Origin of the sequence: Pseudomonas sp. 22526, assembly GCF_052044735.1 — a bacterium.
In the GTDB taxonomy this organism is placed as follows: Bacteria; Pseudomonadota; Gammaproteobacteria; order Pseudomonadales; family Pseudomonadaceae; genus Aquipseudomonas; species Aquipseudomonas piscium.
Genome location: NZ_JBQENK010000001.1, coordinates 520,462 through 531,123 on the forward strand (window position 1 = coordinate 520,462; position 10,662 = coordinate 531,123).

6 protein-coding genes and 1 pseudogene are annotated in these 10,662 nt (G+C 64.5%); 5 read left to right on the plus strand and 2 right to left on the minus strand.

The features are described from left to right. Window positions 1–145: 145 nt before the first annotated feature. The 5 genes and pseudogenes from ACTJKT_RS02280 to ACTJKT_RS02300 all read left to right on the plus strand — a co-directional run bounded on the left by ACTJKT_RS02280 (window position 146) and on the right by ACTJKT_RS02300 (window position 5,539). Window positions 146–835: a response regulator transcription factor gene (locus ACTJKT_RS02280; protein ID WP_440786045.1), complete on the plus strand. Its 690-nt coding sequence runs from the start codon at window positions 146–148 to the stop codon at window positions 833–835. Window positions 836–926: 91 nt separating this feature from the next. Next, window positions 927–1,742 (plus strand): molybdenum cofactor biosynthesis F family protein, encoded by an 816-nt coding sequence (locus tag ACTJKT_RS02285; protein ID WP_440786046.1) that lies wholly within the window; start codon window positions 927–929, stop codon window positions 1,740–1,742. 208 nt (window positions 1,743–1,950) lie between these two features. Further along, window positions 1,951–3,334, plus strand: a pseudogene (locus tag ACTJKT_RS02290) (aspartate aminotransferase family protein). Continuing rightward, window positions 3,331–4,095 carry an SDR family oxidoreductase gene (locus ACTJKT_RS02295; RefSeq protein WP_440786047.1) on the plus strand — a complete coding sequence of 255 codons (765 nt, stop codon included), beginning with the start codon at window positions 3,331–3,333 and terminating at the stop codon, window positions 4,093–4,095. Before ACTJKT_RS02290 ends, ACTJKT_RS02295 begins: the two are co-directional and overlap by 4 nt. A 241-nt stretch (window positions 4,096–4,336) precedes the next feature. Beyond that, window positions 4,337–5,539: an MFS transporter gene (locus tag ACTJKT_RS02300; RefSeq protein WP_440786048.1), complete on the plus strand. Its 1,203-nt coding sequence runs from the start codon at window positions 4,337–4,339 to the stop codon at window positions 5,537–5,539. A gap of 178 nt (window positions 5,540–5,717) precedes the next feature. Here ACTJKT_RS02300 and ACTJKT_RS02305 read toward each other — a convergent pair whose 3' ends face one another. Both ACTJKT_RS02305 and ACTJKT_RS02310 read right to left on the minus strand, forming a co-directional pair. After that, window positions 5,718–6,614, minus strand: a complete 897-nt coding sequence (locus tag ACTJKT_RS02305) for a hypothetical protein (RefSeq protein WP_440786049.1) — start codon at window positions 6,612–6,614, stop codon at window positions 5,718–5,720. A 53-nt stretch (window positions 6,615–6,667) separates the two neighbouring features. Then, window positions 6,668–10,645, minus strand: a complete 3,978-nt coding sequence (locus ACTJKT_RS02310; protein ID WP_440786050.1) for a YadA family autotransporter adhesin — start codon at window positions 10,643–10,645, stop codon at window positions 6,668–6,670. Between the last annotated feature and the right edge of the window lie 17 nt (window positions 10,646–10,662).

The window sequence follows — 10,662 nt, forward strand, 5'->3', positions numbered from 1 at the left end:
GCCGTGTTCCTCGCCTCCCGGGCGTTGGAACCGGCAGCGGTTTTTTGCCCTCCGGCAATCCCGACAATGTCCATACTGCATCGCTACTTGCCCGCTTCTTCTGCCCATTGACGCGAAGCCGTCAGTATTCGCCAGGAGCCCTTCGATGATCAGTACCCATAGCCTCAACAGCCCTCTGCCCAACGCCCATGAACTCGGCCAGCGCTGCATCGGCGCCTTTACCCGGGTGGTGCCGGCGACCCTGTGCGCCTTCTACCGCATCGACGCCCAGCTACAGGCCGAGCATTTCTCGCTGTACCACATGAGCCCGCAGATGCATGAGGCCTACCTGCAACGCTACCGCCACTACGACCCGCTGCGCCCGCGCAACTGCGTGGCGGCGGGCCGCCCGGTGCTGTCACTGCACATGGGCATGGCCCAGCAGGGACGGCATGAAACCGAGGTTTACCAGGGTTTCCTGCAACGCCACGGGGTGCGGGATGTGATGGAGATCCTTGCGTGCAATGCCAGCGGCAGCCCGATCGCCGGCCTGTCCCTGCTGCGCGATGCCAGCCTGGGCCCGTTCCGGCCTGACGAACTGAGCACCCTGCAGGCGCTGCAAGGCCTGCTGGAAATCGCCGCCCAGGCGCCCTATTCGCGCCACGACGAACGCCTGGAGGCCCTCACGCCCCGGGAACGGCAGATCGCCTGGCTGCTGCGCGACGGCGCCTGCAACAAGACCATCGCCCAACAGCTGGCGCTGGGCCTGCCGACGGTCAAGACCCACCTGATCAACCTGTTCCGCAAGGTCGGGGTGAACAACCGCACCGAACTGGTGAGCGCGCTGTTCCTGTAAAAAACCGCCACGCCTCAACCATTCGGTTGATGGGCAACAAGGGCTTGCACGATGAACATGAGGTTCTCCTTCATCGACAAGAACCGCCCTCATGAACCTGCAACCCGAATGGATTACCGTTGGCGCCCTGGCCGAAGGCTTCGCCGCCGACAACCATATCCTGCCCAGCCTGGATGACCTCAACGGCCGCAGCCTGACCCTGCACTTCGCCAACGGCTGGCGCATCGAACACCTGTTCGGCTCGCAGTCGCTGCATTGGCAGGACACTGAAAGCGACGCCCGCGGCGAGGCTATTTATCGAGCCACTTCAATACGTTCCGGCATTTACCTGGTGGACTTTCTCAAGTCGGAGAACGGCCAGACCCACTCGGTGAGCTTGATCCTCGACCTGGGCCGGAACATCTTCACCGCGGTGATCGGGCAGATGCCGAGCCAGGCCGAGACCCGGGTCGACCTGTTCAGCCGCGCCCTGTCCGGCCGCGAGCTGACCAGCGTCCAGGCCCAGTTCATCCACGGCAGCATCGACGCACCGCACAGCGCCAGCAGCCCGCAACACGCGCTGACCGAGGAACTGGTCGGCCTGCGCAACCAGTACATCTACAGCGCCACCGAGGCCTACGAGCACCTCTACCTGAACCGCAATTTCTACAGCTGGCAGTGCCTCAAGGGCGTCGAGCAGGGCCTGGCGGACACCGACCGCTGCCATTACTACAAGATTGCCGAACAGCTGTACCTGTTCGTCTGGCGCGAAAAGATCGTGCCGACCCTGGGCCTGGTGCTGATCGACCTGCAAGCGGGCAGGACCGACGGCAAGATCTTCGGCTACCAGGGCACCGACTTCGCCAGCCCCAGCAACTTCCCGGTGGGCGCCCTCGCCCATGTGCTGAACCGCACCACCTACATCTGATGCCGACCTGTAGCCGCTGTAGCCGCTGCCGAGCGCCAGCGAGGCTGCGATCGACCGCGCAGCGGTCGCAATCCGGCCAGCGTGTTCCGCCTGACACACCGCAAGCTCAGGTTTCGCGGCAACTGCGTTGCCGATCGCAGCCTCGCGTTGCTCGGCAGCGGCTACCCAGGCATCGCCTTCCCCCTTTAGATCCCACAGGACTCCAACCATGACCCTCGGCCTCAACCTCGACCGCGTCGCCCGTTGTTACCAATCCGAGCTGCAACTGTTCGCCGAACGCCACCCGCGCTCTGCCGGTTTCTATCGGGAAAACCTCAAGCACTGGCTGTACGGCGCGCCGCTGCACTGGATGCAGCAATGGCCGGGGCTGTACCCGATCCTGGTGGCCGACGCCCAGGGCGCGACGCTGACCGACTGCGACGGCAACCGCTACGTCGACTTCGCCCTGGGCGACACCGGCGCCATGTTCGGCCATGGCCAGCCCGCCGTGGCCGAGGCCATCGCCCACCAGGCCCGGCACGGCTCGACCCTGATGTTGCCGACCGCCGACAGCCTGTGGGTCGGCCAGGAATTGGTGCGGCGCTTCGGCCTGCCGTTCTGGCAGGTCACCACCTCCGCCACTGACGCCAACCGCTTTGTGCTGCGCCTGTGCCGGATGATCACTGGCCGGGAGAAAGTGCTGGTGTTCAACTGCAACTACCACGGCAGTGTCGACGAGTCCCAAGTCGAGTTCGACGCCGACGGCCAGATGATTCCCCGCGAAGGTGTGCACGCCAATGGCCTGCGGCACGACGCCACCACCCGGCTGGTGGAGTTCAACGACCTGCCGGCGCTGGAGGCGGCCCTGGCCCATGGCGACGTGGCCGCGGTGCTGACCGAACCCTTCATGACCAACGTCGGTATGGTCCCGCCCGCCCCCGGCTTCCACGATGGTTTGCGCGAACTGACCCGGCGTTTCGATGTACCGCTGATCATCGACGAAACCCACACCATCTCCTGCGGCCCGGCCGGCTACAGCGGCGAACACGGCCTGCAACCGGACTTCTTCGTACTCGGCAAATGCATCGCCGGCGGCATCCCCACCGCGGTCTGGGGCGCCAGCCAGGCCATGGCCGAGCGCATCTGGCAGGTGCTGCCGCACTTCCAGCCCGGCCAGGCGATCAACCACTTCGGCTTCGGCGGCACCCTGGCCGGCAACGCCCTGCAGATGGCCGCCATGCGCGCCACCTTCAGCGAGGTCATGAGCGCGGCCAACTACGCGCACATGATCGCCCTGGCCGAACGCCTGCGGGCCGGGGTCCAGGCGCTGATCGCCAAGCATCGCCTGCCCTGGCATGTGACGCGGATCGGCGCCCGGGTCGAATACCTGTTCATGGACCACGCGCCACGCAACGGTGGCGAAGCCCACCATGCCCGCCATGGCCTGATCGAGGCCTACCTGCATCTCTACCTGCTCAACCGCGGGGTGTTGCTGACCCCCGTTCCACAACATGGCGCTGCTGTGCCCGGCGGCCACCACCGAGGACGTCGACCTGCACAACCGCCTGCTGGACGAATGCCTGGGCACCGTCACTCAAGGAGAAACCCGATGATTTTCGACCTCACCGGCCGTGTCGCCCTGGTCACCGGCTCCGGCCAGGGTATTGGCCGCGCCATCGCGCAAGTCTTCGCCGCCCAGGGCGCCAAGGTACTGCTCGCCACCCGCAGCGAAGCCTCGGGCGCCGAAACCCTGCGCCTGATCCGCGAAGCCGGCGGCAGCGCCGAGCTGCTGACAGTGGACCTGAGCACCCGGGCCACGGCCAACCAGGCGGTGGCCGCCACCCTCAGGGCCTTTGGCGGGCTGGACCTGCTGGTGCACAACGCCGCGGTGTTCCCGATGGAAAACCTGCGCGACCTGAGGGACGAAATCCTCGAGTCGACCCTGGCGGTGAACCTCAAGAGCTGTTTCTGGCTGACCCAGGCGGCGCTGCCGGCGTTGTGCCAGGCCGAGCATCCGCGCATCGTCATCACCTCCTCGGTGACGGGGCCGCGCACGGCGATTCCCGGGCTGTCCCACTACGCCGCGTCCAAGGCCGGGGTCAACGGCTTCATCCGCGCGGCGGCCCTGGAACTGGCCGAACACCGGGTCACCGTCAACGGCGTCGAACCCGGCCTGATCGCCACCCAGGCCATGGCCAACCTCGGCGACGCCCCGGCCCTGGCCGCCGGCATCCCGCTCAAGCGCCTGGGCAGCCCGCAGGACATCGCCCACGCCATGCTGTTTCTCGCGTCCGAGCAGGCCGGCTATATCACCGGGCAGACCCTGATCGTCGATGGCGGCGCCCTGCTGCCGGAAAACACCCAGTTCACCTGAGGCCTGACGCCTTACCCGCGGCGCCCGCCCGGGCGCCTGCACCATCAGCTGTTCGTTTCCGGCGCCGCCCCGCCCGGGCATTTCGCCCAGCGGGATCGGCCACTGAATGACCTCATGGGTAGAACGCAACATCCCGTTTTTGTCGATTGACTTGAAGTCAACTTTAACTTTTACAGTCGGCTCCGACCCATTGGCGCGCCGCACCCCGGCCATCCTCGCGCGCCTGCTTTCGGAGAAGCCCATGACATCAACCAAGCCAGGCAGCCTCAGCTACGCCGTTGCCGATACCGCCTATTGGCCTGCCGTGTTCAATGTGCTGTTCGCCAGCATCGCCGCGGCGCTGCATATCGGCAAGGCCACCATCGCCCTGCCCGAGTTGCAGCAGGAATTCGGTCGTTCCCTGGAGTCCCTGAGCTGGATCATGTCGGCCTTCCCCTTGGTCGGGGTATTCGCTGGCATCGCCGCCGGCATCCTCGTGCAGCGCTGGGGCGATCGTTATCTTCTGGCGTTGGGCCTGCTGATCATGTGCGCCGCCAGTGCATTGGGTGCCAGCCTGCACGACTTCCATGGGCTGCTGGCCACACGTTTTGTCGAAGGTTTGGGCTTCGTCATGGTGGTGGTCGCGGCGCCGGCGGTGCTCAATCGCCTGGTCCCGGCGCACAAACGCAATCTGGTGTTCGGCATCTGGAGCACCTTCATGGCGTTCGGTATCGGCACCTCGATGCTTATCGGCCCGTTGCTGGGGGGCTGGCAACAGAGCTGGATCGCGGGCGCGGCCCTGACCCTGCTGGCGACCCTGCTGTTGCCGCTGACCACACCCAGGGACCCGCTGGCGCTGCGCCACCAGACGCAATCCGGCTTGCGCCACTCCCTGAGCAGTGTGCTGCGGGCCCGCCAGCCGCTGCTGATGGCGCTGATTTTCACCGCCTACAACCTGCAGTTCTTTGCGGTGATGGCCTTCCTGCCGGTATTCCTCATGCAGCGCGTCGGGCTGTCGATCACCAGCGCCGGGCTGGTCAGCGCCGCGGTGGTGGCGGTCAATATCATCGGCAACATCGGCGCCGGCCTGCTGCTGTCACGCGGCGTCCGCCCGCAAGTCCTGCTCGGCGGCACCAGTATCGTCATGGGGCTTTCCGGGATGGGCATCTTCCTCTCGGCCACTCCGACCGACCTGGTGATCCCTCTGTGCTTCTTCTTTTGCGCGGTGGCCGGCATGCTCCCCGCCACCATCCTCGCCAGCACCTCGCTGACCTCGCCGCAGCCCGCGCTGGTCCCGCTGTGCCTGGGCCTGGTGATGCAAGGCAACTACCTGGGCCAGGTGCTCGCGCCCATCGCCCTGAGCGCCGCCGTCGCCTACGCCGGCTGGTCCGCCCCGGCGGCGCTGGTGCTGGCCGCCGCGCTGCTGGGCGTGCTGCTGGCGGCACGGCTGAAGCTAAAACCCTGAAGGCCGCGCTCCCCGCCGGCGGTCGCCAGAACGGGGAGCGTGGGTGATGCCTCAGCTGCCGGTGCGGATCCGGTCGATATCCAGCGGCATGGCTTCCAGGGCGAACAGCTTGCCCATCATGTCCGGGCTCGGATAGACCTTGGTTAGGTTTCGACAGTTGATATGGGTCATCACACCTTCACTGGATCGAGGTGGTCGGTTGCGACGCAGGCGATGCCAGCAACCCTTTGACGGCCGCCGAAAAACTCTCCACCTGCAGCGGGTATTCCTGCCCCATCAACCGGCCTTTGCCATACCAGACGATACCGCCCTGGCTCAGGACCAGACCGTTGCGGCCGAACTCGAATACGCTACCGACGGAACTGCTGAAGAGGAAGCGGCTGTCGTCCATTTGCAGCAGCTTGTACTGCGTGTTCGCGGGTGGCAGTTGCTCCTTGATGCGCTGCAGGTAAGTCGGGGCCAGACGGGTAAACAACTGCCCGGCCTGTTCACGGAATTGCGGTATCGTCAGACCTGGACTGCGCTGCAACTCGACGGCGATCAAGGCGAATACATCCGCGTTGGCACGCGCCACGGCCAACTTGACCGACAGCGCCGACGTCAGCAAAGCGTTATCAATCTGCAACGACGATTTCTCTGGCTGGCCGTTGGCGGCGGGTACGGTGACGGGGCGCATGAACTCGGCCATATTGACAGTCGACAGTACCGTCGTCGCCAGATACGCCGCACAGGCCGAAGCTTGCCCAGGCTGATCACCATTGACCAACAACGAGTACGGACTGCCCTGTGAAGGCAAAGTCTGCGCGTCGATCCCCTGCTGCTTGAGAGAGGCGTTGACCTGTTCCTGTTTCACTTCGCCTCGCGCCAACGCGCAAAGCTGTTCCATCATCAGTGTTTTACGCGGCTCGTCGAACCTGGGCGACAGCTGGAAAATCGCATCCTGAATCACGGGTAACGCAGGGATGCGCAGCCAGATACGCGGGTTATCCGTCGGTCTGTCTTTCAGAAATATGTCGTAACCGGCCAGCGCCACCAGCGTGATCAGGAGAGCGACGGAAATGGATTTCATGTTCATGGTTTTCTGCCTGAAAAAATTGGATTGAGACCTGCACAAGACCCATCAACGGGTCACCACTGATAACCGATACCCACCGCTAGCCCCACTTTGCGCTGGGTGTCGGTGCTGCCCTGCAATTTGGTCACCCACCGGCCATTGCCGGACATATGCGACACACCGAAGGCAAGCGACGCTTGACCGCGATAGGTGCTCGCAGCCACCGTCGTCATGCTGGAACCCGGCGAGTACGACTGCGGCAGACTGGCCATGGCCATCGCACCGGCAATCCCCGCACTGAGAATTTCGTCCTGCTGCTTGAGGTCGTTTTTCAGCTCCATATAGCGCTGGTCGGTGTAGGCATTGGCACTGCTGGTGATGTCCGCCACGCTTCGGGTCAACTGCTCGAGGTTCACCGCATCCGTGCCGCGAGTGCCCGCCGCGAGGTTGGTGATCTGCCGCTCGTTGCCAGTGCTGCCGACCGACACGCTGCTGTCGCGATCCGCCACCGAGTTGGCACCCAGTGCCGTGGCGTTCCTGGCCGAAGCCTTGGCCCCGTTACCCAGAGCAACCGAGTTTTCCCCGGTGGCCTGAGACCTTGTGCCGACCGCCGCGCTGTTGTTGCCCGACGCTACAGCCCCCGCACCTCCGGCGCTCGAGTCGACACCCGTGGCTTTCGGTTTGGCCGCTGCGCTGCGGTTGTTCACCTGGAACATGCCGTCGGTGCCGTTCTTGATGTTGGAGACATCGTCTGCGACGGCGGTAATGCGGCCATCCTGCTGAGCCGCATTCGTTCCCAGATTGGCAATCGAGGTGTCCGTGTATTGCTTGGCTTCAACCACCGCACCGTCGAGTTGGCGCACATTGACCGCATCATTGGCGTTCTTGCCGTCGGCAACGTTGCTGACCGTTCGGGTTGCGCCGGTGGTGGCGTTACCCACCGAGACCGTGCCCGCGGTCGCGTTATTCGCCCCCGAATACTTGCCGCTGTAGGTTTCTGCACCGCGTCCGTCATCGCTCGAGCCACTGCCCACGGCAACACTGCCGTCGGCAGAAGTCGTTGCACCGCTGCCCATCGCCACCGAGCCATTGCCCGACGCCTGGGCCTGGGCACCCAACGCCATTGCGTCGGTACCGGTGGCAGCGGAGTCGGCCTTGGTCGAGTTGACGTGCAGATACTTGATGCCGCCTCCCGCGCCGATCAGGGTTTCAAGCCCGCCGATCCGACCGCCCAGGTGGGTGATGTCCGTGGTGTTTTGATCCACTTGATCGCCGACCAGCTTCAGTTGAGCCACGTTGACCGCGTCGTTGTCTTGCGAGCCAGCCGCCAGCCCGGTGAGCTTGCGATTGCCCAGTGCCGTGCCGATGCCGATCTCACCGACTGACGTCTGCGGTGCTGCCAGTCGATAGGCGCTGTAACCCGTCTCGGCGCCGACCCTGGTCAGCGAACTCGAACCCAGCGCCACGCTCATGGCGTGGCTGGCATTGGCCCCGGCGCCCAACGCAACCGATTGCTCCGCCGCTGCCTGGGCCGCGCTGCCCAAGGCAATGCCGGACGCCAGCAACACCTGGGTATTGCGACCGATGGCGATGCCACCCGCGGCGGCCTGACCGACACTGGCCTGATTGCCCAGACCAATGCCGTTGTCGCCATTGACCACGGTGCCCGGACCGACAGCGATTGACTCCGCGCCGCTGGCGAGTGAGTCCACCGGGTTGGTCGAATTGGCATGGAAGAACAGCGTGCCGGTTGAGCTCAACGAGCCCATCGCTCCAGTCAGTTGACGCAGGGTCACGGCGTCGTGATCTTCGGTAGCGTCCGCCACGTTGGTGATCTGCCGGTAGCTGCCGGCCTTGCCCACCGAAACCGAGCCGAGCAAGGTGGCATCCGAAGTGTCGTAGATGATCGTCCCGCCGCCGGCGGCAATCGAACCCGTGCTCGGTGCCAGGACCCGATCGGCAACCGAACCTTCACCCAGTGCGATCCCCCCCGCCACCTGGGTCTGGCTCAGATGCCCCAGCGCGAGACCGCCATCAGCCGCCACGTTGGCACCCGAACCGACGGCGAACGAATGGGCGCCTGCGGCAATGGACTGTGGCCCGATGGCAACGCTGTCCAGACCTGTGGCTTGCGAGTCGGCCAGTACCGAGTTGCTGTGGAAGTACTTGATGCCGGTGCCGTTATTGACGAGGTTGTCGACGGTCTGGTTGGTTGCGAAAAGCTGCGAGCCGTTCACCGCGTCGGTGCTGCTGGCGTTCAAGGCACCGACAGCGATGTTGGTCAACTTCACGGCGGTTCCAGCCGGGTTGAAGGTCACCTGGGTTTTAGTCGCGGCATCGTCATATTTCACTGCCACAGCGGCGGTGTTGGTCAGGCTGGTGTTTAGATTGGTCAGTGCTGCGCCAACGTTTGTGCTGACCAGTGGACCGGTGTTGGCACCGACCGCGTTGATGCTGTTGGTGGAGTAACTGGGCGCCGTCCATGTCCCGGTGGTCGCATCAAGCGCCGCACCGCCGCCCAGGGCCGTTGCCGTGTCCTGCCCCACCTTATTCAGTTGACTGACGTTAACCGCATCGGTCGCCGAACTGCCCGCCGCCAAACCGGTAATACGCCGTCCATCAGCGCCGTTGGCAATATTCACTTCACCCCCAGTCGCCGCCCCGCCGACACCATAAGCCGCATTGGCCAACGTCGCGCCTGTGGCAGAAGAGCCGGAGCCCAGGGCAACGCTGTTGTCGAAGCTGGCGGTGGCGCCATTGCCCAACGCGACGCTGTTGGCACCTCCGGAAACGGCGGCTGGCCCCATCGCCACGCTGTCCTGCCCCATCGCGCTGCTGTCGGCAAGGATCGAGTTGCTGTGGAAGTACTTGATGCCCGCGCCGTTGTTGACGAGGTTGTCGACGGTCTGGTTGGTTGCGAACAACTGCGAGCCATTCACGGCATCGGTGCTGGTGGCGTTCAGGGTACCGGCCGCAACATTGGTCAACTTCACCGCAGCCCCTGCCGGGTTGAAGGTCACCTGGGTTTTAGTCGCGGCATCGTCATATTTCACTGCCACAGCCGCGGTGTTGGTCAGGCTGGTGTTTAGATTGGTCAGTGCTGCGCCAACGTTTGTGCTGACCAGTGGACCGGTGTTGGTACCGACCGCGTTGATGCTATTGGTGGAATAACTGGGCGCCGTCCATGCTCCGGTGTTCGCATCAAGCGCTGCGCCGCCGCCCAGGGCGGTCGCCGTGTCCTGACCGGTTTTATTCAGTTGGCTCACGTTGACGGCATCCGTTGCGCTGGAACCGGCAGCAAGGCCAGTAATGCGCCGTCCATCAGCGCCATTGGCGATGTTCACTTCGCCACCGGTTGCTGCACCACCGACCCCATAAGCCGCATTGGCCAATGTTGTCCCCGTGGCCGACGAGTTGGAGCCCAGCGCCACACCATTGGCAACAGTCGCACTCGCGAGCGGGCCGATGGCCACGCTGTCCTGACCGGTCGCGTTGCTGTCGGCAAGGATCGAGTTGCTGTGGAAATATTTGATGCCGGCGCCGTTGTTGACGAGGTTGTCGACGGTTTGGTTGGTCGCGAACAATTGCGAACCGTTCACCGCGTCGGTGCTGGTGGTGCTCAAGGTTCCGGCCGCGACATTGGTCAACTTCACCGAGGTGCCTGCCGGGTTGAAGGTTACCTGGGTCTTGGTGGAGGCATCGTCGTACTTCACTGCCACAGCAGCGGTATTGGTCACGCTGGCATTGAGATTGGTCAGTGCCGTGCCGACGTCACCGCTCACCAATGGGCCGATATTGGAACCATTCGCGCTGATGCTGTTGGTGGAGTAACTGGGCGCCGTCCATGCCCCCGTGGTCGCATTGACTGCCGCACCGCCGCCCAGTGCCGCTGCCGTGTTCTGGCTGGTCGCAAACAACTGGCTGCCATTCACGGCATCGGTGCTGGTAGCGTTCAACGTACCTCCAGCGACATTGGTCAACCTCACCGAAGTCCCTGCCGGGTTGAAGGTCACCTGATCTTTAGTCGCGGCATCGTCGTATTTCACTGCCACAGCGGCGGTGTTGGTCA

Bases quoted from the DNA above. Each gene is read 5' to 3' on its own strand.
- ACTJKT_RS02280 (WP_440786045.1), top strand. From the start codon at position 146: ATGATCAGTACCCATAGCCTCAACAGCCCTCTGCCCAACGCCCATGAA.
- ACTJKT_RS02285 (WP_440786046.1), top strand. From the start codon at position 927: ATGAACCTGCAACCCGAATGGATTACCGTTGGCGCCCTGGCCGAAGGC.
- ACTJKT_RS02295 (WP_440786047.1), top strand. From the start codon at position 3,331: ATGATTTTCGACCTCACCGGCCGTGTCGCCCTGGTCACCGGCTCCGGC.
- ACTJKT_RS02300 (WP_440786048.1), top strand. From the start codon at position 4,337: ATGACATCAACCAAGCCAGGCAGCCTCAGCTACGCCGTTGCCGATACC.
- ACTJKT_RS02305 (WP_440786049.1), bottom strand. From the start codon at position 6,614: ATGAACATGAAATCCATTTCCGTCGCTCTCCTGATCACGCTGGTGGCG.